This window comes from Chryseobacterium sp. CS3K3.1, assembly GCF_059515165.1.
Genome location: NZ_JCAKRV010000016.1, coordinates 1 through 26338 on the forward strand (window position 1 = coordinate 1; position 26338 = coordinate 26338).

General features: G+C 40.8%; 14 protein-coding genes. All 14 read right to left on the minus strand.

Translation table 11 applies throughout. The features are described 5' to 3' along the window. Nucleotides 1-150 precede the first annotated feature (150 nt). Nucleotides 151-1878: a sodium:solute symporter family transporter gene (locus AC5YGI_RS15220; RefSeq protein ID WP_496168907.1), complete on the minus strand. Its 1728-nt coding sequence runs from the start codon at nt 1876-1878 to the stop codon at nt 151-153. A 3-nt stretch (nt 1879-1881) separates the two neighbouring features. Further along, a complete protein-coding gene (locus AC5YGI_RS15225) occupies nt 1882-3039 on the minus strand; it encodes an aldose epimerase family protein (protein ID WP_330746075.1) in 1158 nt (385 codons plus the stop codon). A gap of 27 nt (nt 3040-3066) precedes the next feature. Then, entirely contained in the window at nt 3067-4563 is a 1497-nt protein-coding gene (gene araA / locus AC5YGI_RS15230; protein ID WP_330746074.1) for an L-arabinose isomerase, read from the minus strand. Nucleotides 4564-4602: 39 nt separating this feature from the next. Continuing rightward, nucleotides 4603-5313 (minus strand): L-ribulose-5-phosphate 4-epimerase, encoded by a 711-nt coding sequence (locus AC5YGI_RS15235; RefSeq protein ID WP_330746073.1) that lies wholly within the window; start codon nt 5311-5313, stop codon nt 4603-4605. Nucleotides 5314-5346: 33 nt separating this feature from the next. Beyond that, entirely contained in the window at nt 5347-7047 is a 1701-nt protein-coding gene (locus AC5YGI_RS15240; RefSeq protein WP_330746072.1) for a ribulokinase, read from the minus strand. A 128-nt stretch (nt 7048-7175) separates the two neighbouring features. Next, entirely contained in the window at nt 7176-9164 is a 1989-nt protein-coding gene (locus AC5YGI_RS15245; RefSeq protein ID WP_496168909.1) for an alpha-L-arabinofuranosidase family protein, read from the minus strand. Nucleotides 9165-9227: 63 nt separating this feature from the next. Beyond that, nucleotides 9228-11861, minus strand: a complete 2634-nt coding sequence (locus AC5YGI_RS15250) for a beta-glucosidase (protein ID WP_496168910.1) — start codon at nt 11859-11861, stop codon at nt 9228-9230. A gap of 399 nt (nt 11862-12260) precedes the next feature. Then, entirely contained in the window at nt 12261-14999 is a 2739-nt protein-coding gene (locus AC5YGI_RS15255) for a T9SS type A sorting domain-containing protein (protein WP_496168911.1), read from the minus strand. 269 nt (nt 15000-15268) lie between these two features. Beyond that, a complete protein-coding gene (locus AC5YGI_RS15260; protein WP_496168912.1) occupies nt 15269-17791 on the minus strand; it encodes a glycosyl hydrolase 115 family protein in 2523 nt (840 codons plus the stop codon). A gap of 17 nt (nt 17792-17808) precedes the next feature. Then, on the minus strand, nt 17809-19029 hold the full coding sequence (locus tag AC5YGI_RS15265) for an SGNH/GDSL hydrolase family protein (RefSeq protein WP_496168913.1): 1221 nt from the start codon (nt 19027-19029) through the stop codon (nt 17809-17811). Nucleotides 19030-19056: 27 nt separating this feature from the next. Next, nucleotides 19057-20994, minus strand: a complete 1938-nt coding sequence (locus tag AC5YGI_RS15270; protein ID WP_496168914.1) for a glycoside hydrolase family 97 protein — start codon at nt 20992-20994, stop codon at nt 19057-19059. Nucleotides 20995-20996: 2 nt separating this feature from the next. Continuing rightward, complete coding sequence (locus tag AC5YGI_RS15275) at nt 20997-22373, minus strand: glycoside hydrolase family 43 protein (RefSeq protein ID WP_496168915.1); 1377 nt, start codon at nt 22371-22373, stop codon at nt 20997-20999. 8 nt (nt 22374-22381) lie between these two features. Beyond that, on the minus strand, nt 22382-23776 hold the full coding sequence (locus tag AC5YGI_RS15280) for a glycoside hydrolase family 43 protein (RefSeq protein ID WP_330746064.1): 1395 nt from the start codon (nt 23774-23776) through the stop codon (nt 22382-22384). 16 nt (nt 23777-23792) lie between these two features. Continuing rightward, a complete protein-coding gene (locus tag AC5YGI_RS15285) occupies nt 23793-26240 on the minus strand; it encodes a glycoside hydrolase family 31 protein (protein WP_496168916.1) in 2448 nt (815 codons plus the stop codon). Nucleotides 26241-26338: the final 98 nt, after the last annotated feature.

Sequence of the window (26338 nt, forward strand, 5' to 3'; positions counted from 1 at the left end):
TAAAAAAAAATAGGATGCTCAAAAAAAAGCATCCTATTTTTAATAATGTGTGAAAAGTCAATTTTGCTTCGCAAGTCAATGGTGAATTTTTAAAATTGACAAGTGAAACGAATTCACTATTGACCATTCACTTATAACATATTTCTACGTTTACCAAAATCTTACATACAAGGCGGTCAGTAAAAGCAGCGTCATCACAATCAAAACTAATGTCCTGTTGTCTACTTTAAACATTGCTACATCAATGGCAAAGGCTTTAGAATTAATTTTCGGACCTGCAAGACTGATCAGGATCATCGCGATTATGGTGATAAAGAATGACCATCCCATATTGATCAGGAAAGGAATTTCGGTAATGGTATGCACTACTCCGTTCTCAAGCTTTTCATAAGTGAATGCGGTATACATCCAGGTTTCTTTCCCAAAAATTCCCACGGCAAAGCTGTTGAAGAAAATGGCAAGAACAAAACCTAAAATTACTCCTACCAAAGCAGCTGTGCCAGTCGTTCTTTTCCAGAACATTCCCAGAAGAAACATGGCAAAAACTCCCGGACTGATAAAGCCTGTATATTTCTGGATAAATGTGAAACCGCCTTCGCCACCAATTCCTAAAACATCTGTCCAGGTAAAGGCCAGTGCAGCCATCATGGCGATAATAATAACCCAACGACCCGTTCTCACCATCTGAATTTCGGTGGCATCTGTTTTAAGGTATTTTTTATAGATATCCAACGTAAAAATGGTTGAAATACTGTTTACTTTTCCTGCCAGTGAAGCTACAATCGCTGCGGTCAATGCTGCAATAGCCAATCCTTTAAGTCCAACAGGTAAAAATCCCAATATTGCAGAGTATGCCCCGTCTTTTACTCCGTTGAATCCGGGAAGATGTCCCTTGGAATATAAAACATAAGCAGCGATTCCCGGAAGCATTACAATTACAGGCATAAATAGTTTCAGAAAACCTGCAAACAGAATTCCTGTTCTTGCCGTTTTCAGATCTGCTCCCAAGGCTCTCTGTGTAATATACTGATTGCACCCCCAATAGTTCAGGTTAACAATCCATTGCCCGGCAAAATACATGGCCAGACCCGGTAACACCACATATTTCTGTACCTCAAGGTTCTGAGGCATTGCCAAAGTAGTGGTCGTAGTCGTTGGTTTTTGAAGAATCAGCTTAAAGTGCTGCGGTGCCTCGTTGATCAGGGTATTAAATCCTGCCAGCGCATTTCCTACAGCAGCTCCGTTGATTCTCTGGTCCACAATCTGCAACGCCATATAAACCGTCGCAAATCCGCCGATAATAAGGACTGCCACCTGTATAACGTCTGTATATCCAATTACTTTCATTCCTCCGAGACCAATCAAAAGGGCCATAAGTAAAAGACCGATCATAATACCGTGAAGATGCTCTCCTCCCAGTAAAGTATCAATAGCAAGAGCACCAAGGTAAAGGATGGATGTAAGATTCACGATAACATACAGAAACAGCCAGAATACAGCCATAATCAGTGAAACAGATTTGTTATACCTTCTTTCCAGAAACTGGGGCATGGTATAGATCTTATTTTTAAGATAGATTGGAATAAACCAGACTGCGATAATGATCAACGCAAGAGCAGCTATCCATTCGTAAGCGGCAACAGCGATTCCGACAAAGAAACCTTCACCGCTCATTCCGATAAACTGTTCAGCAGAAATATTGGAAGCAATTAAGCTGGCTCCGATCGCCCACCAGGTCAAAGATCCTTCCGCAAGGAAATAATCCTTACTTCCTGTGGATTCAGACTTTTTCTTTTTATAGATCCATAATCCGTAAGAAGCTACCACTACAAAATAGATCAGGAATATGATGATATCAATAGTTGCTAATTTTCCCATAGTTTACTTTTTTACGGAGAATTTATAGATGGTTTTCGAGTGGTATTTCTGTCCGGGCTTCAGTTCTGTGGAAGGAAAAGAGGCCTGATTCGGTGAATCCGGGAAGTGCTGTGTCTCTAAGCAGAATCCTGTTCTGAATTCATTTTTACCTCCGGTTTTGGTATCAAATTTTCCATCAAGAAAATTTCCGGAATAAAACTGCACACCGGGTTCATCCGTGAAGACTTCCATTAATCTTCCTGTTCCCTGGTGATACACTTTCGCGATACTTCTCAAACCTTTTCCATTTAAAATCCAGTTATGGTCATATCCTTTTCCTTTTTTCAGCTGATCATCGTCTGCACTGATATCTTTTCCGATAGACTTTGAAACCGTAAAATCAAAAGGAGTTCCTTTTACTGCTTTCTGCTCACCAGTAGGAATCAATGTTTCATTTACCGGAAGAAAATGATCTGCATTAATCTGTAGTTCATGATCAGTAATCGTTTTAGTAAAATTCCCGGACAGGTTAAAATAAGAATGCTGGGTAAGATTTACCACTGTAGGCTTATCCGTCTCAGCCTCGTAAGAAATTTCCAAGGCGTTATCGTCTGTAAGGGTGTAGAAAACAGTTGTTGTTACCTTCCCCGGATATCCTTCCTCACCGTCTGCGCTGGTATAGGATAATTTCAATGTCGGAAATTTTGCATCCTTTACTATCTCAATATTCCAGAATCTGGTATGAAATCCCTCCTTTCCTCCGTGAAGGCTGTTGGGACCATCATTTTTGTTGATTTCATAGGTTTTGCCATCGAGTGTAAATTTGGCATTAGCAATTCTGTTGCCGTATCTTCCGATCAATGCTCCGAAATAATAAGGGTTGCCATCGAAATATCCTTCGGGTTTTGTAAAGCCAAGGACTACATCCTCATATTTTCCGTTTCTGTCCGGAGCGGTTAAAGAGGTGATAATTCCTCCGAAGTTGATGACCTCAACTTTCATCCCGTTTTTATTGGTCAGCGTGTATTTTTTAATAGAATCACCTTTGGGCGTCACTCCATAGGCTGAAGTTTGAACATTCTCCATTTTTCCTGAAATATCCTGTTTGTTATTTTCTTTTCTACAGCCGAAAATAATTAAAAATAATAAAATAAAAATGCCGTTATATGTTGTTTTTTTCATAATTATTTACATATTTTTTACAATTAATTAACGATAATACATTTCATTCCAACGAAGTGTATTTTTAAAATCACGCATTCTGGTATCTTCATCAATGACTAATGATTCAATTCCTGCTATTTCAGCAAAATCTTCCAGCTGCTCTGCCGAAATATTTTCACTGTAACATGTATGGTGTGCCCCTCCCGCCAGTATCCAGGCTTCTGCGGCTGTGTATAAATCAGGAAGAGGTTTCCATAAAACTCTTGCTACCGGAAGTTTTGGCAGCTCTTCTGTAATTTCCAATGCTCTGGTTTTGTTGATCAGCAGTCTGAAATGGTTTCCAAAGTCCATCAGTGCTGCGTTCAGAGAATCAATATTTCCTCTGGAGTTAAAAACAAGACGAACAGGATCTGCTTTTCCTCCGATTCCCAACGGATGGATCTCACATGAAGGTTTTCCGGCTGCCAGCACAGGGTCTACTTCCAGCATGTGGGAGCCTAAAATAGAAGGGTTAGAAGGATCAAGATGATAGGTATAATCTTCCATAAAGGCATTTCCACCTTCAAGGCCCTGCCCCATTGTTTTCATGGCACGTACCAGTGCCGCTGTTTTCCAATCTCCTTCGCCTGCAAATCCGTATCCTTTCTGCATCAGGCGCTGTACGGCAATTCCCGGCAGCTGTTCCAGCCCGTGAAGGTCTTCAAAGGTATCTGAAAATCCTTTAAATCCTCCATCTTTTAAAAATTTTTCAAGTCCTAATTCAATTTTTGCGGCGGTGTGCAGTGAACTTCTGTTAGCACCTCCTTCCAGAAGGGAAGCTGCCATGTGATAAGAAGATTCATATTCTTCCATAAGGCTTTTTACTTCTCCTTCGCTTACAGAATTGATAACGCTTACAAGATCACCGATTCCCCAGGTATTGACTGAAAAGCCGAACTGGGTTTCAGCTTCCACTTTATCTCCATCTGTTACGGCAACAAATCGCATATTATCTCCGAAGCGTACAAATTTAGCTCCCTGCCAGTCGTCCCAGCCTGCAGCAACACGGCTCCAGTCGCCGATCTGCTTCTGAACTCTTTCTTCCGACCAGTGCCCAACCACAACTTTTCTGTTCTTTCGGAGCCTGCTTACCATAAAACCAAATTCACGGTCTCCATGAGCCGCCTGGTTAAGGTTCATAAAATCCATATCCATGGTAGACCACGGAATATCTCTGTTGAACTGGGTATGCAGATGCAGAAGAGGTTTCTGTAAAATTTTTAATCCTCTGATCCACATTTTGGCTGGTGAAAAGGTGTGCATCCAGGTGATAACTCCTATACAGTTTTCTGCATGATTGGCGGCTGCAATAGTTTCAAATATCTCTTCGGTAGTTTTTACCGTTGGCTTTACAATGATTTTTACCGGAATGAAAGAAGATTTTTCTAGTTCTTCCCCAATTTTTCTTGAGTGGTCTGCCACTTGTGCCAGTGTTTCTGGCCCATATAAATGCTGACTTCCTGTGATGAACCAGACTTCTTTGGTATTGAGAGGTGTTAACATAGTTTTGTTGATCGTTAATAGTTGTTTATCTTAAAGTGTTTAGTGTTTAAATTTCTGTCCGTAGTAGGCATTCTTGCCGTGCTTACGTTCATAATGTTTTTTGATGAGTGAGTCTTTCAGACGTTCCGCATCAGGATTGATCTGCCTGGTGAGATAAGCCATTTCGGCAATGGTTTCCAGCACTTTGCTGTTGTAGACAGCCTTCTCTGCATTTTTCCCCCAGGTAAACGGACCGTGATTGCCTATAAGAACCATTTCTACTTCTTCCGGAGAGAGCTGTTTTTCTTTAAAGCATTCCAGAATCTGTATTCCTGTATTGTATTCGTAGTTTCCTTCGATCAGCTCGTCCCGCATCGGTGGAGCGCAGGGAATATCCGTCGTAAGATGATCTGCATGGGTGGTCCCGAAAACAGGGATATCCAATTGTGCCTGTGCCCACGCCACGGAATAGATCGCATGCGTGTGGGAAATTCCACCGATGTTTTCCCAGTTTTTATACAGATAAGCATGGGTTTTGGTATCAGAAGAAGGTCTGAGACTGCCTTCAATGACATTGGCATCAAAGTCTAAAATCACCATATCTTCCGGCTTTAAAATGTCATAGGGAACACCGCTTGGTTTAATGGCAAAAATACCTTTATCACGGTCTACAGCGCTTACATTTCCGAAAGTATAGACCACCAGCTTCAGGGCATCCAGCTGCATATTCGCTTCATAGCATTCTCTTTGGAGTTCTTTATAGGTATTCATTTTGAGTAGTATTCAAAAGGTTAAATGGGAGAATCAGGAGTTTTGAAGTTCTTTCCTGTTGTTTTTCAGTCTGGTATTGTTTTCTACAAAATCAGCGAGCTTCTGGTATTGCTGCATTAGTTCTCTGTAGTGCTGCACTTCTTCCGCTTTCGGCTGGTATTCCGCTTCAAATGCGGAGCCCATTTTCATACTGGCTTCCTGAACGGTCGGATAAATTCCTGCTGACACGGCCGCATAAACAGCAGCTCCCAAAGCAGGAGTCTGGTCTGAAGCGGCAACAACAATCGGCATATCCAGAACATTAGCAAGGGTCTGCATGATAAACGGCGATTTCCTTGCGACTCCTCCGATTCCGATCACTTTATTGATTTTCACCCCTTCCTCCTCAAAACGGTCAACGATCTTCTTAGCTCCGAAACAAATGGCATTGACTAAAGCTTTGAAAATATGGGGTGCTTTTGTTCCCAGAGAAAGCTGGCTGATCGCTGCCTTAAGTTCCTGATCTGCATCCGGTGTTCTTCTTCCGTTTACCCAGTCCAAGGCAACCGGAACAGTATCTGAAAGAGGAATTTTTTCTGCTTCAAGGGTCAATTTTCGGATAAGTCCGGTCTCCATTTCTTCAGCAAGCTTTGTCTTCTGCTCCTCTGAAATACTTTCGGAATGCATCATCACCTGATGAACCGGCCACATCAGGATATCTTTATACCATGCCAGTACATCTCCAAAGGCAGACTGCCCTGCTTCAAGTCCTATCAGTCCGGGAATTACAGAGCCGTCAACCTGTCCGCAGATTCCTTTTACGGTTGTATCTCCGATAGCTTCCTGTGAGGCTACCATAATATCACAGGTAGAAGTTCCCATAATTCTGATCAGGGTATTTTCTTCCACCTTTGCTCCCACTGCGCCTGAATGGGCATCAAAAGTTCCTACTGTAATAATAGTTTGGGTGGTAAGACCGGTTTTTGCGGCCCATTCTTCATTCAGGCAGCCGGCAATTTCATCTGAAGTATAGGTTTCCCTGTATAATCTTCCTCTGAGCGTTCCCAGAGAAGGATCTAGCCTGTTGAGGAATTCTTCGGAAGGCAGCCCGTCCCATGATTCATGCCACATGGCTTTGTGGCCGGCAGCACAACGGCTTCTTTTGAAGGTTGCCAGGTCTTTATGATCTGATAAAAGATAGGTCAGATAATCACAGTGCTCCATCCAGGTGTATGCAGCATTTTTTACCTCTGCATCAGCTCTGCTGATGTGCAGTATTTTGGCCCAGAACCATTCTGAAGAGTAAATACCGCCTTCATATTTTGTATAATCTTCACCACCCCAGGTTCTTGCAAGGGTATTGATTTCTTCGGCTTCACGGATAGCGGTGTGGTCTTTCCATAAAACCATCATGGCATTGGGATTTTCCTCAAACCCCGGAACCAGCGCCAGAGCTGTTCCGTCACTTGTAACCGGAAGCGGTGAAGAGCCTGTAGTATCAATACAAATACTGACGATCTGCTCTGCCGGTACCCCGCTTTCTTTTACTACTTCTGAAATGGTTTTCTCCAGACCTTCAATATGATCTGAAGGATGCTGTCTGAAACTGTTGGCTGAAGGATTACAAAATTTACCTTCCTTCCATCTCTGGTAGTAGCTGACTGAAGAAGTTATTTCAGAACCGTTTTCAGTATCAATAAGGACGGCCCGTACGGAATCTGTACCGTAGTCCAGCCCGATAACATATTTTTTCATGGTGGTGAAACGTTTTTGATTATTGAGATTTTAAATTCTCCTGATGAGATAAAAACAAATATAAGATTCTATTTTAAATAAATGTAAAAAACACACTTATTTTTTATAACATACTATAAAACAGTTTATTAAATTGTTTTCACCTTTAAAACAACCAAAGAATTGGCCGGAATTTCCGTTGAAATTTCACCTTTTTTAGCTTCTGAATTCTCCTCTTTGGGTTTCACAGGTTCAGCATCGAAATTATTCTCACTGGAAAGCTGTGGGGCAGACAGAAGAATTTTGGTTACTTTTTTACCGATTTTCAGAGTTCCGGGGTTGATACTTACCGTTTTAGCCTGAGTATCAGTATTGACCATTTTTATAATGATCTCATGAGTTTTGGCATCTTTAACTGCTGTAGCGTATAATTTTTCCTGGCCGGATACTGCTTTTCCGTTGCTTTCTATTTTCAGTACATCCGTTCCTTTATTGTTGGAGAATAATTTCTGAACATAATAATTGGGAGTGGCGTAAGATTTCAGATTATTGAACCAGATGAGATCGGGCGTCCACTGCCAGCCATCAGCATGGGCAAAAAGCGGTGCGTAGGAAGTCATATAGACCACATCTGCATTTCTTTCAAGACCGGTCATAAAAGCAGCTTCTGAAAGGGCCGTCAGCCAGTTATTTTTGTTATCAGGTTTTACCACTCCTACCGACTGGGCTGCATATTCCCCGGCAAAGACTTTTGGCCCGGAACGGTCATACTGGTCATATCTGCCTGCATTTTTCATAAACCAGTCGGGTGAGTTGTAATAATGTTCATCTACAATCTGTGCGTTAAGCTGCTTCAGTTCTTTCCAGCCATATTCAAAGAACTCGCCATCGGGTGATGGTCCGCTTCCGGAAATAATCTTAATGCCGGGATATTTTGTATGAATGGCTTTTTCAAATACTTTATAACGTTCAATATAATCCGCTCCCCACTGTTCATTTCCCACTCCGATAAATTTTAAATTAAAAGGTTGTGGATGTCCCATTTCAGCACGGATTTTACCCCATTTTGTTCCGGAATCTCCGTTGGCAAATTCAATCAGATCAAGGGCATCCTGAATATAAGGATCGAGGTCTTCTATTTTTACCAGCTCTGCGGTATTGAACTGACATGCCATTCCACAGCTCAGAATAGGAACCGGTTCTGCACCCAGATCTTCGGAAAGCTGAAAATATTCATAAAATCCTAATCCGAAAGACTGTCCGTAATCCGGTGTAAGCCTGTGTGGAAAGCCTGTGCTCCATTTATTGATAAGGTATTCACGGTCTGCTATATTTCCTATTGTTTTTTTCCACTGATAGCGCTCAGCCAATGTTCTTCCTTCTACAATACAGCCTCCCGGAAACCTCAAAAATCCGGGCTGCAAATCATATAGATTCTGAACGAGATCTTTTCGTAATCCGCCTTTTCTGCCTTTCCAGGTATTTTGAGGGAAAAGTGAGATCATATCCATATTCACAATACCGTTTCCGGTAAATGTAATCCGCAGTTTTGCTTTTTCTACAGTTTGTGGTGATTTAAAAACAGCTGTATATCTCTGCCATCCGTTTCTTTTTATAAGTGTGGAAACTGAAGAAATTTCCTTTCCATTTTCATCAACAAGACTTGCATTTACCGCAGCTATATTTCCTGAAAAATTCTCCAGATCAAAGCTGAAATTATATTGTTCTCCCTGATGAAGCCCTATTCCCCTGAAACCTTCATTCTCCAGAATATAATTCTTATCATTAAGAACGGTAATTCTTGCATAATTCTTATTGGTTTTGGCAGGATCGGAAAAAATGGTCAGAAATCCGGAGTCCAGATTAGGAGAAAGTGTTTTTGTGTTGGGCTGTTTCCATCCTGTAAATGGTTCGTCAAATTCAAAGCTGCGGTTTTTAATCAGTTCCGCATACAATCCGCCATCAGCTGCAAAATTGATGTCTTCAAAGAAAATCCCGTACATGGTAGGTTGTATTTTAACAGGTGCCGGAGTTTCTTTCAAATCCAGGTTAAAAGTACGGACCGTATTATTCTGAGCCGAAAAAAAAGCAGCACTGAGGGAAATCGCGATGGAAAATATTTTATTTTTTGTTGTCATAGATCATATATTTTTGAAAGCTATTGTAGGCTTGCAATGGTTTCAATTGTTCCGAATCAATTTTTATTTTACTTTTAGCGGAATACTTTTCAACCCTGCATCATCAGAAGTTCCGCCGTAAAAAATGGTATAATCGCCGGGTTTTGCAACCAGATCATCTGCTTTTTCATCATAGAAGGCAAATGACTCTTTGGAGAGGGTTAGCTGAATATTTTTTGTTTCTTCAGATTTGATTAAAACTCTTTCAAAAGCTCTTAACGTTTTTACCGGTGCCTGGGCATCATGATTTCTTTTGATATAGACCTGAACGACTTCTTCACCCTCCCTTTCTGAAATATTGGTTACCGGAATTGTGATCGTCACATTTTCGCTGGTACTGATCGTATTTTTGCTGAGTTTTGAATCTCCGTAAACAAATTTTGAATAGCTCAGGCCATGCCCGAACGGATAAAGAGGCTTTTCTGTCATATAACGGTACGTTCTCCCCTGCATATCATAATTTTCAAATCCTTCGTGCTTGCTTGTCTTTGAAAGAGCGTTATCCAGCTGTTCAAGGTTTTTGTAAAAAGTAATGGGCAGTTTTCCGGAAGGGTTATAATCTCCTGCCAAAACATCTGCTACAGCCGTTCCTCCGGATTGTCCGCCATACCAGACATTCAACAAAGCATCATAATTTTTCTCATCCTGTTCCAATCCCAGGGCGCTTCCTGTACAAAGAATAAAAACAACAGGTTTTCCGGTTTTTCTAAGCTCCGCCAACAAGTCCCTCTGGACTTTAGGAAGGGCAATCGAAGTTTTGTCACCTCCTCTGAAGCCTTCTGCATTCACCATCATCTCTTCACCTTCCAGACTTGGTGAAAGTCCGCCAGCGAAGATAATGACGTCTGCATTTTTCACCTTTTCCCTTACCAAAGCAAAATTAACAGGGTCTTTTCTGTACGCTTCAAAGGTGATGCTCACATATTTTCCTTTTTGTGTATGACGCAGTTCTATCTTGTATTCTTTTCCTTTTTCCATTTTTACAGGAAACTCTGAAGGATGTCTTGCATCAGGTCCTTTTCTTGTTGCGATTTCTTTTCCGTCCACGAAAAGTGTATAGATATCGGAAGTGGAAGCAGAAAACACGACCTCTCCTGTATAGGTACTTTTAAAAATCCCTGAAATGATCGCTGAGGTATTTTCTCTTCCTACATTGGGTGCAAGCTGGGTTCCTCCAAAGCTGTTGTAGCTGATGGCAGTAGAATTTACGGAAGTATTGGCCGGCTGCCCTTTGAATTCATTATTATTGAAAAACGCTACTTTCATTCCTTTTGCGCCGTTTTTCTGACTGATAAAATTCTGATAGAGTGATGTTCTGGACGAAGGATCTGTTACTTCACTTCCTTTTTCGTAGATGATTTCAGTATTTGGAAATTTGGTTTTGATTCCGTCTAAAATCGTTACAATGGAAGAAGGGGTTCCGTTATAGTTTCCTAACTGCATCAATCCGTCATCAGCGTTTGGTCCTACAACGGCAATTTTTTTAATATTTCTACTGAGAGGCATAATATTCTTTTCGTTTTTCATCAGCACAATTGACTTTTGTGCCATTTTCAGTGCCTGCTTTTTATGTTCTTCAGAATCGACTACAGAATAAGGAATGGTATTCCAGTGAACGGAAGATTTAGGATCAAGCATCCCAAGCTCAAACCAGCCTTTCAGGATTCTGCGCATTGATGCATCGATATCATTTTCGGTAATCAGCCCGCTGGCCAGAGATTTGTTCAGATTGTTATAAGTATCTCCGCATTCCAGATCTGTCGAATGTTTAAGGGCATCTGCTGCGGTTGTTTTTTCATCAGGATGGGTACCATGGTATTTTTTCTGAAAGAAATCGGCCAGTGCCCAGCAGTCTGAGACTACCATTCCATCATACTTCCATTTTCCACGGAGAATTTCAGTAAGCAACGTATTATTGGCACAACACGGCTGGCCATCAAAAGCATTGTAGGCACACATTACTTCTCTTACATTTCCTTCCTGAACCAATGCTTTAAAAGCGGGCAGATAGGTTTCATACAGATCTCTTTTTGAAATTTCTGCATTGTAGGAATGGCGATTCCATTCCGGTCCGCTGTGTACTGCAAAATGTTTGGCACAAGCGTGGGTTTTAAAATATTTCGGGTCGTTTCCCTGCAGCCCTTTTACTGCAGCAACACCCAGAACAGAGGTAAGATAAGGGTCTTCACCATAGGTTTCCTGGCCTCTTCCCCATCTTGGGTCACGGAAAATATTGATATTGGGTGTCCAGAAGGTCAGTCCTTCGTACCGCCCTGTTTTTTGGGCTTCATCAAAAGATCTGTTGTATTTTGCCCGTGCTTCATCAGAAATCATTTCAAAAGTTTTAAAATGCTCCGGAACATCCCATGTTGCCGCCATCCCGATCGCCTGAGGGAAAACAGTAGCAGTTCCTGCTCTTGCCACCCCGTGAAGCGCTTCATTCCACCATCCGTAGGCTGGAATTTCCAAACGGGGAACTGCCTGGGAATTATCCATCATCATTCCTATCTTTTCTTCTGTGGTCAATAAGGAAAGAAGGTTTTCTATTCTCTCATTAACCGGAAGATCCGGGTTTCTGAATGGGTATTTATAATGGCTCTGGGCAATAAATAAAGGTGCTGCCAGTGTTGCACATAGGATTAATACGATTCTTTTCATAGGTAGTATGGTTTCGATAAAGTCCTAAGACTTTGTGGATTCTGTAAATAATGATTTCTAACCACAGAATTCACGGATTTTCACAGATGACTGCGCATATTTCTTTATAATAATTAGAGGTCAGTAAAGTCCTAAAAACTTTTGTGGATTCTGCAAATAATGATTTAACCACTGATTTCACATATCTTCATGGATAATTATGTTTTCATTATTATTTTATACAAATTGCCTTATCATTGGGCAACAATGCTCTAAAAAACAAATATAACGTTCTATTTTAAATAAATGTAAATAATACACTTAAATTGATAGTAAATCCTACTTACTTTTGGTTTTCATCTACCAAATTGTAGAAATAAAGCCACCATAACCAGTGCTCATGATGGCTTTGGATTCAGTTTACTCTTTGATAAATTTTTGTTTTAGTACCGTATTATTTTTATGAGTAACCTCAATAAAGTAAATACCGGCCGGGAAATCTCCCACATTAATATGGTTTTTTCCTGAATTTATTTTTAATCCGGATCTGATCACACTTCCCCTTCCGTCAAAAATGGTGGCGGCAGCTTCTGACAGATCAGAATCAATGAAAAGGTCTGCTTTTACCGGGTTAGGATATATTTTTATTCCCTCTTTTTTAGCTTCAGCAGAAATGTTTCTGGCACTTAACGATCCGAAATTTAAAGGAAGAACATTAGCTGAATAGGCATTTTCTTCTGTAAGATATGCTTTGAATGATCCTATTACAGGCTCACTTCCAGCAGTTACTTTATAAAAGCCTGTTACTCCGTTTTCTGTTTTCAGCACATAGGCATTCGCCGGGACTTTGATGCTCTGATAGACTCCGTTCATCTGATTGACCGTGATTGCTTTGGGTGTGGAAACATTTCCTGTACCGTTGAAAGTAATATTCCCTGTCGCATTGATGAGTACCGGGGTATTTGCAGGAATAATCCCGTTTGAAATTGCGATACAGCTGATATTATTTGCATCCGGAGACATCAGATAAGCAGTAACTCCGGAAGGTATATTAGCCTGGAATGGTAAGATCAGCACGTCATAGCCATTAATGGTACGGCTGTAAGAAGCTGTATTCGCTGTAAAGTTAAACGGCACCTGAAAATCCTTACCCTGACCGGAAAGGACAAGATTTGAACAAGCTGTCCCTGCAATCACATTATTAGCAGATGAACTTACGTTTGAATTCACATAATAAATGCTGTTAGTGTTGGCACTCATAGGCTGCCAGTTGTTGGAGGATGTAACTCCTGATGCATTTCTGAAGTCTACAGAAGTATAATAGCCGTTTTCCAGTGCATCCATCAGATAGCTGTCGCTTGCGGAGTAGGTTCCCCCGAATTTAGAAGCAATTTCATTTCCTACATTGAAATAAACATCTCCCAGATTAATCGTAAGCACGGAGCTGTAATTGGAATTTCTCAGTCCTAAAATTCCTTTGCATCCGTCTGTAAGCACCTGTCTTGAAATATCTAATGTGATATCGAAGTTTCCTCCCTGTGGAAAATTAATCTTGCCGTAATTATATGATTTCGTTACGCCCTGACTGTTGATATAGTATAAAGTCGTATTGTCCGAATAGCTTTGTCCCGCTGTTGTATAGCTGTTTACATGCAGGATCAGTTTATTGTATCGGTCATTAAGCTGAAGATATCCGTTAGCCGCAGTCATATTATTACTGATAAGAGGGCTTGGATTGGAGAACGTCACCGTTGTATTGCTGATATTGAATCCTGTCCCAAAAGCTGTACTGGTAGCAGTTTGTGTTTCAATTTTATTATAATGAATATCACCGCCTGTCATGAGAGAAGCAGGTCTGTCACCGCTTTTATTGAAAACAAAAGTCATGACACTGGAAGGGCTGATATCAGCAGTAGGCCGGAATGTTGCCGTACTCAAAGAAATAGGTGTGCTCACCATATTGGATTGTGTATTGGTCAGTACTTTTGTTCCTGAAGTCGTGTAAAAAGGCAGATCAACCTTAAGGCTATAAGCATTCTGAGAAGAGTTGATGACCATAAGAACAATCTGATTGCCATCCTGGGAAATATAAGAAGAGCCTTGTAAAACTCCGGTTTTGTCATCCCATTTGGCTTCTATTCTCGTTTTTCCTGTTGTGTATTTGGCATAATGTGAAAGAATATAACCTCTTTTGGTCATTACACCTGCGGGAGTTCCATAAGTTCCGTCACCCATTAAGCCGTAATACCGTTTGGCAGAGTAATGGATCCAGGCATTGATATTACCCAATAATGCATTGTTGACGCTGCCGGCGAAAGTAAAAGCATCTATGTTCCAGCTGAAATCTCTTGCCGGCTGGGTGGATGAAGAGTTCCAGTTGATCAGATATTCTGTCTGCCAGATTTCTTTGTTGTAATTCTGGAATTGTTTGTAGGTAGACTGCATAAGCCCGTATTGATGCCCTCCATACACTTCAAAATTAGCCATTGCCGAAGGATCCAGCAAAGCATTGGCAAAATTATCCGTAAATCCCACACTTTCCGGGGCAATCACTTTACAATTGATAAGCTGTCCGTAATTCTTGATGAAATTGGTAATTTGCGCAGGAGTCCAGATACATCCCTGATACTGTGCCATTTCATCCGGTTCATTTTGAATGGAGATATAATCGAGCTCTACTCCGTTGTTCTGGAGATAGGTAACAAAGCTGTTAAGATAAAGCGCATAATCCTGATAATTTTCCGGCTTTAAATATCCTACCTGCTGTACTCCGTTCGCATCAGTATACACTGCATTCACATGGTTATTGGTTTTCCAGGCTGCGGGCATTGTCCAAGGCGAAGCAAAAATGGTAAGTCCCATAGATTTGGCGAGCTGTGCTGTAGCCAGTACTGAGCTCCAGTTACTGCTGTTTTCGGGAATATACAATCTCATAATGTTATATCCACCTTCACTGGATGTCCCCCAAAGCGTCTGAATCTCTGATGTAGACATATGGTTATAGGCAAACTGAGGGCTGCATACAAATCCCCCGAATCCTTTTATTTTCTGATAAGGAATATTCTTATCAATTTTTACAGTAGTAAGCTGTCCATAAGCCAGACAACTGAAAAACAAACATATAGAATGAATGCTGAAAAGATTTAAAAGTTTTTTCATAATGGTTTAGTTTTAGATAGTCGTGATTTTGATCGTAAACAATTAAAGTAAGGGCAATAGATTCCCCATCAAGACGGTTAATTTTCAAAAACCGTCAGGAAAATACCCTGAATGATATCAGGCAGCGATCTGTTAAATAAAGTTGCTTACAAAATCATCCGCTGTTCTTTCTCTTCATTCTCTGTGAGGGAACTGTATTTCAGATTGGAATGTGAATTAAGATGAGTGTTTCATAATTAAAGTGTTGTTTGTGATGAGTATTGGCCCACTTAGTGAAGCATTTCGCTTTCCGGAGCGCCCAGATAAGAGGATTTTATGCCTCCGGTGTTGATCAGTATCTTTTCAAGGACAATGCCGGGTTCCAGCACTCTGAAACGTAACGTATGTTTTCCAGCCTGCTGAACCAAATGTTTTGTAGCGGATTTAATAATATGTTCAGACTGCCATCTTCCCAATTCTCCTTTGTAATGGCCATTGAAATTGACAATTTGCGGAGTTTCGTTGTCAAAAGAAATTTCGTAGCGGAGTCCTTTATTATGATTAAAATTTAAAGTCGGAGCTAATAATAATTGGACTTCAAACTCGCCTTTTGATTCAAAATTGATATCATATTCCAGCCAGATATTTTCATCAGCTTTTGGATAGGCATTCTGCGGAAACGTTGTCACTCCCGACTTTGTTTTTCCAAAATCAGGAATCACTTCCCAATGGATCCGGTCAGAATTGCTCATTCTTGCAAAGTTTTCTGCTTCAATGGAAACATAGCCGTTTTTCTCCTGAAATACCTTTTCTTTGGGAACCTCAGCGTCAGAAATATAGGTCACTTCAGGCATTATATTTTCTTTTCCGTCTGCCCAACTTTTATATCCTATCCTCATCTGATCCATCATATGCTTCCATTTTCCTCCGACAATTACATTATTGTATTGATTATCCAGATAAGCGTTTCTTTCAAAACATGTCTTCACTTTATCTGCGTAGAAATTGGCTTCAGGATCTTTTTTTGCTGCCAGTTCCCTGTTTTTTGCCACCGCATAGTACATTTCATACAAATTGCTGCATGCATCGATAGGATACAAAACCAACTGATAATAAGCATCCTGATATTCGGCAGGAATCTGCTCTTTTAACCGTAAAGCTTCTACGACCAAAGCTCTGTAATCATTTAAAACCGTTTCAAATTCATGGTAATTCTCAAGGCTGTACGTTTTGCTGTCAAGGGTTTCAGGGGTTACTCTTCTGTTGTATTTGGAATACAGATTAATCATCCTCGCAATTTCCGTAGCGTGTTTTGCACCAAACTGCTGAGCAGCCCATTTCTCAGTATATTCTAAAAGGTTTTTAACATTAAACTGCTTCGGATTCCAGGCCATTTCCAGGAAAAAACTGATCGGAAACTCCATTGGTTTTAAATCTCCTACATTCACTACCCAAAGCTTATCTACTTTATGTTCATAGGAAAGATTCATCTGTTCCCAGACTCTCTGGATGGGACTGATGTTAATCCATTTGGAATTTCTCGGGCCGCCTACATAATCGAAGTGGTAATAGATTCCATATCCGCCTTTATGCAAAGGTTTTGAAAGATCAGGAAGCTTTCTTACATTTCCCCAGTTATCATCACAGAACAGCAGGATCACATCATCCGGAACCCTCATTCCTTTATCATAATAGTCCTGAACTTCTTTATACAATGCCCATACCTGGGGTGTTTTCTCAGCCTTTTTTCCTGTAACATCAGCAATGATTTTACGCTGATCTTTTACAATTTTCTCGAGCAGGGCAATATTGGTTCCCTCTCCCATTGCTTCGTCACCATCACCCCGCATTCCTACTGTTACGAGTTTTTCCCAGTTTTTGCTTCTCTCGAGTCCGGATTTCCAGAACTTTTGTAAAACGTCCGCATTTTTAGCGTAGTCCCAGACATTCGGGAGGTTATTTTTTTTAATATACCTGTGCCAGTCGGTTTGTGCCAAAGCCATAGGCTCATGGTGGGAAGTTCCCATGACAATACCCATTTCATTGGCTAACGGCCCGCTAAGAGGATCATCGTCATAGAATGCCTTTCCCCACATTGTCGGCCAGATATAGTTTCCTTTGAGTCGCAGGATCAGCTCAAAAACTTTCTCATAAAACTTACTGTTTACTCCACCAAAGGTTGCTCTGGCCCAACCTCCCAACGAAGGCTCTTCATCATTAAGGAAAATACCGCGATACTCTACAGCAGGCTCGCCATCGGTATACATTCCTTTTTTAAAGTATACATTATCTTTTTTCTCAACCGGAACATCTGCCCAATAATACCATGGTGAAACACCTATCTGCTGAGACATTTCATAAATCCCGTAAATCGTTCCTCTTTTATCACTTCCTGCAATCACAATGGCTTCAGAAACGCCCGGAAATGGATTACTGACATTCTGAATGATATATTTTTCTCTTTTCCCTGTTAATGCTTTTCCATCCAGCTTTTTTTGACGAATTAAATTATCAATGGTCTTGCTTTTACCTGCTTCACCAATAATGATGACCATTCCGTTCATACCGGAATTTTGGGAAATAAGCTCAGGCTGAACACCGGTTACTTTTTGAAAATCGGATTGAAGATTCGCAACGGCACGCAGAATTCCTTTATCCGAATCGCTGTCTGAAAAAAGCATCAAACCTGAATTACGCTCTTTCAACACCATCGAATTTTCTGTCCTGGCAAAAGAAATAAATGGTTCGGTTGCTTTTACAAAAAAAATAAACAACAACGTAAGAAACAGCGAAATGTTTTTTGTAAAATTCATACTATATCTTTTTGATTTTAATTTTTAAATAAGTTAAGATCCACAAATTCTCCCATTCTCCTGTAGCCCGCTTCATTGGGATGAAGAAAATCATGATCGTGCATATCGTTTAAGATGACTTCCGGATTTTCACTCTGCATATGTTGGGCAAAATCGATGACGGCATCAAACTTCCCGCTGTTCCTGATCCAGTCATTTACTTTTTTCCAGGCCTCGATACGGAAAGGTTTGTCGTAGAATGACTTTCCGAAAGGAAGAATCGTTGCTCCGTACACTTTGATTCCTTTAGCATGTGCCTTATCAATCATCACCTGGTAAGCCGCAATCAGTTCTTCTGTTCTTTTGGAAGCATCATCAGCATCTCTTGTTCCTCCCAGATCATTCACTCCTTCCAAAATAATAAGCCATTTTACGCCTTGCTGATTGAGGATGTTATAATCAAAACGGTCTAATGCTGTAGGACCCAAACCGCCATGCACTACACAATTCCCACCAATCCCGAAATTAAGGACACTTACATTCCCGGTAGAAGGATTTGCCAGTAACCGATGAGAAAAAATATCCGGCCAGCGATTCTGTCTGTTGGTTCCTGATCCTCTTCCATCAGTAATGGAATTTCCCATGATTGCAACAGCATATGAAGGTTCATTGGTCTTTACATCAATATTAAAAAGCGAATACCAATGATCTGTTTTTACAGGATTTTTAAATACCGCAGCATTGGCCTGCTCACCTTTAACAATAAAAGAGGTTGTTCTTGAACCAGGATGCCCGACGACAGATTGGGTTACTTTTCCATAGGAAATGGTAATGGCCAGCAACGAATTAGGCTTCAGGTTAAAGTTCACTTCATCAGAATAGATATCAGATCCGGGGGCAATTTTAAAATTGTTTTTCTTCTCAAACGTTAATGATCTGATGGTGGCTGCATCCACATTGCTGCTATCAGATGGCACGGCAATAGAAACGGCTTTTACCGCCAGACTATCCATGGAATATTTGTTGGAAAAACGTAACCGCAATTTTTTTCCACCCACAGATACACGGACAATCTGACGTAGGGTATTCCCCGAAAGCCCCGGTTCCGGCGGAAGGTTTTTAGGTTCCACCAATTGGGGAGCCGTTGCCCAGGTGGTAAGCCACTGGTCTTTGGAAGACTGCTTTTCCAGACTCTGTGAGGAAGAGCAGGAAACCAAAAATCCCGAAATGATAAAGATGTATAAGTTTTTGAAGCGCATTTTTTCTGTTTTTCGTTTTATCAATCTTTAATTTCTTAGTACAAATCCTCCGTTCGGCTGAATTTCAATCGTAAAGTCGCCTTTTGCATTTACTTTCACTCCCTTTTCTGATGTATTTCCTTTTGCATCATCATTGATAAGTTTCAAGTTTTTCCCTGCAAACATCGGAAGCTTTATTTTCAGTTTTTGGGATTGCTTCTCAGCATTTACGCCAGCCACATACCATTGATCCGCATGTCTTCTCGCAACCACGGCATATTTCCCGGGATAGCCGTCTATGAAAACTGTTTCATCCCAAAGTGTCGGAACTTTTTTCATAAAGCTGAGCTGAAATTCCGGAGCATCGGTCAGGTTATTCGGCATGATGCCAAACATCTGAATGGGATTCTGAAACAGGACTGCTGTAGCCAGCTGAAAACCGTCCGTAGTATGTCTTTTATTTTTATCCCTGTTGGATTTTGTCAAATATTTGTTGAGGAAAGTGCCGCCAAACTCCATGCTTCCCACTGTATTTCTGATGAAAGGATGAAGTGTGGCAAAAAAAGCTTCCTGTTTACGGACATCTTCTGAGAAATAGAGCATTTCTGAAGCAAGAACGGCCTCACTTCCTGCATAATTCGGGTACATTACTTCCCAGCCTCTCGGTAAAGTAGCTCCATGGAAAATTATGGTTAGTCCAAAATCATTGGCATCTGACAGAATATCTTCGTAAAGACGCATGGTTTCCTGTTTGTCTCCTCCGAAGAAATCCACTTTCAGTCCTTTTACACCAACATCTTTCAGCCATTTCATTTCCTTTTTCCGTTCAATGGATGAGCTCATTTTATTTCTAGGTCCCATCGGAGCATCATTCGCCGCACCGTTGGAATTGTACCAAAGTAATACCCCGACATTTTTCGATTTTGCATATTGAATAAGCTCTTTCATGCGGTCTTTACCTATATTTTTATCCCAAAGCGCATCCATAAGAATAAACTGATATTTCAGCGTAGCAGCGAGGTCGATGAATTTCACCTGATCATCATAGTTCATGCTTTTGTCCTGCCACAGAATCCAGCTCCACGTAGATTTCCCAAATTGATAATCCTGTGAAGGCTCATACATCGGATCTATCACATCAAAAGGAATGGTAGTTTCTACGATGGGTTTCAGGGAGCTGCCTACTGTAATTGTTCTCCACGGTGTTTTTCCGGGAAGAGAAACAGCTGCTCCGGTACTTCCGAAGCCGTTATTTTCAGCAATATTCGGATACGCTACTTTATATAGACTTTTTTCTGCTGTGGTTTCAAGGTGTGAAGCACAATACGAACTGTTCACTCCAGTCTCGGAAAGTAATACCCAGCCTTCATTTCCGATATGGAAAAGACCCGGGAAAACGTATCCGTAATCGGATGGCATTCCCAGCTCAGCATCTGCTTTATAGCCGCTTTCATAACTTGGGGCTGTGCGGGCAAATCCTGTCATTGGCTTCATCATAGGTGAAAGAAACGTAGTGGTCTGTGACGGAAATCTGTATCCTGTAGTTTCTGACTGTACCACAACACTCAGCCGCTCTTTCATCGGTGGAATATTATAGCGGAAAGCAATATTGTTGTTGCTGACCTGAAATTCAATGCTTATTTGATGCTGATCTGCATTGATGAAATTAACCGATAAAGTATTGGCTTTGTAATCAATCTCAGATTTTTTGATTTTTTCGTTTGTATATTTCTTAGAAACGATATCTTTTTTGCTGTCGACAAATTTCAGATTCTTTGAGAAATCGGACTCATTGGTTACCAAACCCAGCGGGGATTTTTCAAGCATTGCTTTTCCCTGAAGGATAACATCATATAAGGCTTTTCCGTCCTCTGAAAAAACATGAAGCTTCAGATGCCCATCAGGGCTTGAAATTTCTGCTACCTGCGCAAAGCTTTTGCAGATCAGAAACAGGCTGAATACGATATATAAAACTTTTTTTCTCATAATTAATTATTTTCAAGAAAGGTCCAGTAATCGAAATACATAATATCTGTTGAGGCTTTTCCATTGAATACAAAGTACAGATCATGAGTACCGGTAATCTTTTCAGTTAGCTGAACTTTTACGGTTTCCCAGCGGTCATCTCCACCCGTCATCGGAACCTTTACCGTTGCAGCAACCGGACCGTTCACAGCATCCAGATGAACGGTCATTGTAACGTCACTGTTATGGGTAGTTCCTACTCTTGCAGAGAAGGCAGCGGCTCCTTTTTTCCGGAAATCTACATTCTTTACACTGCTATAAGCCCCATTTTTCTTTGCTTTGATGAAAACACCAGCCTCTTTATTCTGATAGGATTTTACATTTTCCGACCAGGCAATCATTTCAGCCTGATTGAACGAATAAGGATTAACTGCTGCAATAGCTTTTGTAATTCCGTTGGTCATTTTAAATGGTGAGATGGAACCGTCTTTATTGAATGTAAGCTCTTCCAGACTTACCGATCTTGTAAAACCGCTTCCGCCCGGCAATGCACCATTGTGATAAAAGAAATAGGTTTTCCCCCGGAAATCAATAACTCCGGGATGATTGGTGAATGATTTCCCTTCAGTAGGCATTACAATTCCTCCATATTTCCAGGGTCCCTGTGCTGTTTTACCTGTAGAATATCCTATGAATTCGGGAAGCGGACCTCCCGGCCAGAAAAGATAATACAGGCTTTTCCTTTTGTATAGCCACGGCCCTTCCTCGTATTTTGTGGGTCTTTCCGGGTTAGGCTTTCCGTCCCTTTTTCCAAATGATTCTTCGGTCATCGGAACTTCTGTAATATTTCCGGAATAGGAGATCATATCTTCATTCAGCTTTACGTATTTTAATTTAGGATTTCCCCAATACATATGAGCCTGTCCGTCATCATCCACAAAAACGGTGGGATCAATATCTCCCCATTCGCTCTGAACAAGAGGTTTTCCCAGCGGATCATGAAAAGGCCCAAACGGACTGTCGCCAACGGCAACCCCTATAGCGCCTTTGTTATTGGTTTTGGACCACATCGGAACGTATAAAAAAAATTTTCCGTTTCTTTCTACACATTGTGCGGCCCAGGCATCACGTTTTGCCCAGTCGAAATCTTTATACGAGAGAATTGTTCCGTGATCTGTCCAGTTCACCATATCATTGGTGGAATATACTTTCCAGTCGTTCATGGTAAACCAGGTGGAATCGTCTTCATCGTGTGTGGTATATACATACAGCCTGTCATTGTAGACCATTGGTGCCGGATCTGCAGTGTAATTGGTCTGAATAATAGGGTTCTGCGCTGATAAACTTTCGGAAAAACCTATCAGACAAAGCCCCAGTATATATTGTATTGTATTTTTCATAGTCAGTTTTATTTTTTCTGAAAGCTCCAGTAATCGAAATTAAACAGCTTTCTTCCTGCCGTAATATTTTTCCCCTGGAACACAAAATAGACATCGTGAACACCGGAAACAGATTCTGAAATTTTTGAGGTCAGGGTTTTGAACTCTTCCCAGCCACCGGTTCTCGGAATTTCAATCTCGGCTATTTTTGGCCCTTTAACATTATCCAGATGAACTTCCAGAATTCCGCCATCAATTCCTGCGGCAACGGAAGCTGAAAATCCTGAAGTTCCCTTTTCAAAATCTACCGAACGGACCCTGATATACCCTCCTGCTCTGGCATCGGAGACATACACTCCGGTTTTTCTGTTTTCGGAAGTGCTGCATTTTTCCGACCATGCCATAGTTTCGGCTTCGGTTCTCTGATATGGATTTAAGGTTCCAGCCGGAGCTACACCTTCTTTGGTCATGGTGATCTTCGGAATAGTCCCGTCAGCATTATATGTGAATTCTTCTAAAGCAGTTGAGCGTCCATAGCTTCCTCCGGCCGGCAATAATCCGGTATGGTAAAACAGATAGGATTTTCCTTTGAAATCAATAATTCCACCGTGATTGGTAAAGCTGTTGGTCGGCTGGTCGGTCATTATTTTCCCCTGATATTTCCACGGCCCGGTTGGCGATGGGCTGGTTGAATAGGATAAACATTCTGTTCTTCCGGTCATTCCGGCATACATCATATAATATTGATTGTTTCGCTTGTAAAGCCATGGTCCTTCTACATATACATCATCAAATTTTTCCTGCTTTTGCAGAACTTCATCACTTTTCCCGGGACGTCTCAGCCCGCCGAAAGCTTCCACCGATTGCGGAATTTCTGTGATTTTCCCCTGGTAGGAAGTCATATCTTTATTGAGCTTCACATAAAATAATTTACTGTTTCCCCAATACAGATAAGCCTGTCCGTCATCATCTGTAAAAACCGTAGGATCAATATTATCCCAGGTTCCGGTTGAAATCAGAGGTTTTCCCAAAGCATCTCTGAACGGCCCGGTGGGACTGTCAGACACCGCAACCCCAATAGCCATATTGTTGTCAACGGTCTGGGCACAGATATACCAGTAGAATTTTCCGTTTCTTTCAATACACTGTGCTGCCCAGGCCCTGTCCCGTGCCCAGCTGAAGGACTCTAAAGAAATAGGCGAACCATGGTCTGTATAATTGACCATATCTTCTGTGGAATACACCCTCCATTTGGTCATTGTATAAAAATCAAATCCCGGCTGATCATCCCCTGTATAAACATACATTTTCCCTTTATAGACCATGGGAGCCGGATCTGGCGTAAAATGGGTCTGAATAATTGGATTTTGGCCAAAACAAACCTGGAAAAACCCTAATGCTATTATTAAACTTAAATTTTTCATATTCAATATTTTAAGTTTATTTAAAATGAATATCTGTTTTTTGCCCTGAATAACTTACCGTTTTCTGTCGGCCATCAGGAAGAATCAGGTTGAAACTCCTTGTCTCAATCATCCCTTTGTATTTACCTTTCCGGTCACCTATCGTGAGTGTTTTTGATTTTTCGTTCCAGTGAAAAGGTATTTCTGTATAGGCACCTTTTTCATAATTATAATTATCAAATTCATCTTCGTATACAATGAAATCGGTATCGCTTCCCGGATAAACTTTTATGGTAAGATGATCCCATTTTTTTTCAGTGGCATATTGTACATCAGGCCCCAACGGAATGATGCTTCCTGCTTTTGCATACAAAGGAATAGTCTGAAGATTAACAGATTTCTGAATTTCTTTTCCTCCACTGTATTTTTCATTGGTCCAGAAATCAAACCAATCTGTTCCTTCCGGAAGGTAAACTTTCACGCTTTTATTTTGAGTAAAATCTATATTGGAAACCGAATTATCCTTATTGCCGTCGATTTTATTCCAGCCTTCATTTTCATCGGTTTTAACTGTCTTTTCAGGAGTATACTGGGCATTGAGAACCGGCGCCACCAGCAATGATTTTCCAAAAAGATATTCGTTATTTATATCCCATGTTTTTCTGTCTGAAGGAAAATCCATGGAAAGGGCTCTCATAAAGCTTGACCCGTTTTTTGAAACATCATGGGAAACAGAATAGATATAAGGTAACATACTGTAACGCAGTCTGATGAATTTTTCTATTGCATCATACACAATGTCTCCTTTATTTCCAAACTGATAAATTTCCCTCGCAACATCGGTTCCATGAGAGCGCATCATTGGCGTAAAGGTTCCATACTGCAGCCATCGGACATACAGTTCCTGGAACATTGGATTTTTTGAACCTCCATTTCTTTTGTAAGTACCAGCAAAGAAACCACCGATGTCAGAGTTGAAATTCGGATTTCCTGTAAGACTGAAATTCAATCCTGCCGGTACCTGTTTGCGCAATGTTTCCCAGGAAGAATTGACATCTCCGGACCAGGTGTTGGCGGCATATCGCTGCTGGCCTGCAAAAGCTGATCTTGTTAAAATAAAAACCCTTTTATCACCAGTGGTTTCACGCTGATGATCGTAAACACCGCCTACTGTCATCAGCGGATATGCGTTTCTTACTTTTCTGAATGAGCCAAGGTAGGTTTTAGTGTCCAGGTCTTCTGATTTCTGGCTGAGATGATCGGGTTCTGTTGAGTCCATCCACCAGGAATCTACTCCCAGGCTGAAAATACCTTTGTTCAGATATTTCCAATAAATATTTCTGGCTTCAGGATTGTACGCATCATAAACACGGACACCGGAAGGATAATTCATATCCGGAGGCCAGACATCACGGCCTGATTCAGGCCATGTACTGATATTGAAAAGCATTCCCTTTGAATCCATTTCACGGTATTGCCTGGTCATTGGCCCGAATGACGACCAGATGGAAACTGAAAGATGGGCATTCATATCATGGATCTCCTGTACCATTTTTTTAGCATCCGGAAAGTCGGGACTGATGAAGTCCATGGCGTTCCACTGATAATTATTTCCCCAGTATTGCCAGTCCTGTATAATTCCGTCTAAAGGAACTTTCAGATCACGGTATTTTTTAACCACCTCTGTTAGTTCATCCTGGCTTTTGTAACGTTCTTTGCTTTGCCAGTAGCCATATGTCCATAAAGGAAGCATCGGTACATTTCCCGTAAGGTCACGCATTCCGGCAATTACTCCATCTGCATTTTTACCGTAGATAAAATAATAATCAATACCATCTCCCACTTCTGATGAAAAGGATGTTTTCTGAGGCGTATCCGTAAATTGTGTCGGCGAATAGTTGTCCCAAAAGACGCCATATCCTTTTACAGACTGGAAAAAAGGCACAAAATCCCATGTGTTATTCTGAATCATTTTTACATCGGTATTCCGCTGGGACATTTTTCCATTTTGCAGAATTCCCAGACCGTAAACTGGTTCATCTTTTTCAAGCTGAAAATCCTGTCTTACGGAATAAGTTTGCGTTCCAGCATCGTTAAATGGTTTGAAATCATTTGCGGTTTCTTTCAAAAGCTCTTTTCCGGATAGCAATGTATAGGTGATCACTCCATTTTTAGTATTAATGGAAAGCAGAAGGTCATTTGTTTTTAATGAAATAATATTATTTTTTTCTGAAACTGAGAATTTGATTTTCTGCTCCTGTTTAATGACCGACAAACTATTTTTGACAAATGATTTTCCGGCGGGATATTTAATAATCCTGATCTTATTTTCTCCATAAAATTTCACTTCAACATTCATATGATCAGCGAAAAACTTCAATCCTGAATCTGTTTTCTGATAAGACTGCGCACTGACATTTACCATTCCGGAAAACATGATGACTGTAATAATGGAAGTTTTGATGTTCATCTTTGTAAAGCTCATTTCATTTTAAATTTGAATTATTATATCATTACCTTAAAACATTGAAGCTGTTGCAACTTTTATATTCATTATTTTTAACCACAAATCGAAGATTCGAC

What these genes read in the sequence shown, in the direction of transcription:
- AC5YGI_RS15260 (WP_496168912.1), bottom strand. Translation starts at nt 17,791, where the DNA reads ATGAATTTTACAAAAAACATTTCGCTGTTTCTTACGTTGTTGTTTATT.
- AC5YGI_RS15235 (WP_330746073.1), bottom strand. Translation starts at nt 5,313, where the DNA reads ATGAATACCTATAAAGAACTCCAAAGAGAATGCTATGAAGCGAATATG.
- AC5YGI_RS15265 (WP_496168913.1), bottom strand. Translation starts at nt 19,029, where the DNA reads ATGCGCTTCAAAAACTTATACATCTTTATCATTTCGGGATTTTTGGTT.
- AC5YGI_RS15250 (WP_496168910.1), bottom strand. Translation starts at nt 11,861, where the DNA reads ATGAAAAGAATCGTATTAATCCTATGTGCAACACTGGCAGCACCTTTA.
- araA (WP_330746074.1), bottom strand. Translation starts at nt 4,563, where the DNA reads ATGTTAACACCTCTCAATACCAAAGAAGTCTGGTTCATCACAGGAAGT.
- AC5YGI_RS15275 (WP_496168915.1), bottom strand. Translation starts at nt 22,373, where the DNA reads ATGAAAAATACAATACAATATATACTGGGGCTTTGTCTGATAGGTTTT.
- AC5YGI_RS15280 (WP_330746064.1), bottom strand. Translation starts at nt 23,776, where the DNA reads ATGAAAAATTTAAGTTTAATAATAGCATTAGGGTTTTTCCAGGTTTGT.
- AC5YGI_RS15255 (WP_496168911.1), bottom strand. Translation starts at nt 14,999, where the DNA reads ATGAAAAAACTTTTAAATCTTTTCAGCATTCATTCTATATGTTTGTTT.
- AC5YGI_RS15240 (WP_330746072.1), bottom strand. Translation starts at nt 7,047, where the DNA reads ATGAAAAAATATGTTATCGGGCTGGACTACGGTACAGATTCCGTACGG.
- AC5YGI_RS15220 (WP_496168907.1), bottom strand. Translation starts at nt 1,878, where the DNA reads ATGGGAAAATTAGCAACTATTGATATCATCATATTCCTGATCTATTTT.
- AC5YGI_RS15270 (WP_496168914.1), bottom strand. Translation starts at nt 20,994, where the DNA reads ATGAGAAAAAAAGTTTTATATATCGTATTCAGCCTGTTTCTGATCTGC.
- AC5YGI_RS15225 (WP_330746075.1), bottom strand. Translation starts at nt 3,039, where the DNA reads ATGAAAAAAACAACATATAACGGCATTTTTATTTTATTATTTTTAATT.
- AC5YGI_RS15285 (WP_496168916.1), bottom strand. Translation starts at nt 26,240, where the DNA reads ATGAGCTTTACAAAGATGAACATCAAAACTTCCATTATTACAGTCATC.
- AC5YGI_RS15245 (WP_496168909.1), bottom strand. Translation starts at nt 9,164, where the DNA reads ATGACAACAAAAAATAAAATATTTTCCATCGCGATTTCCCTCAGTGCT.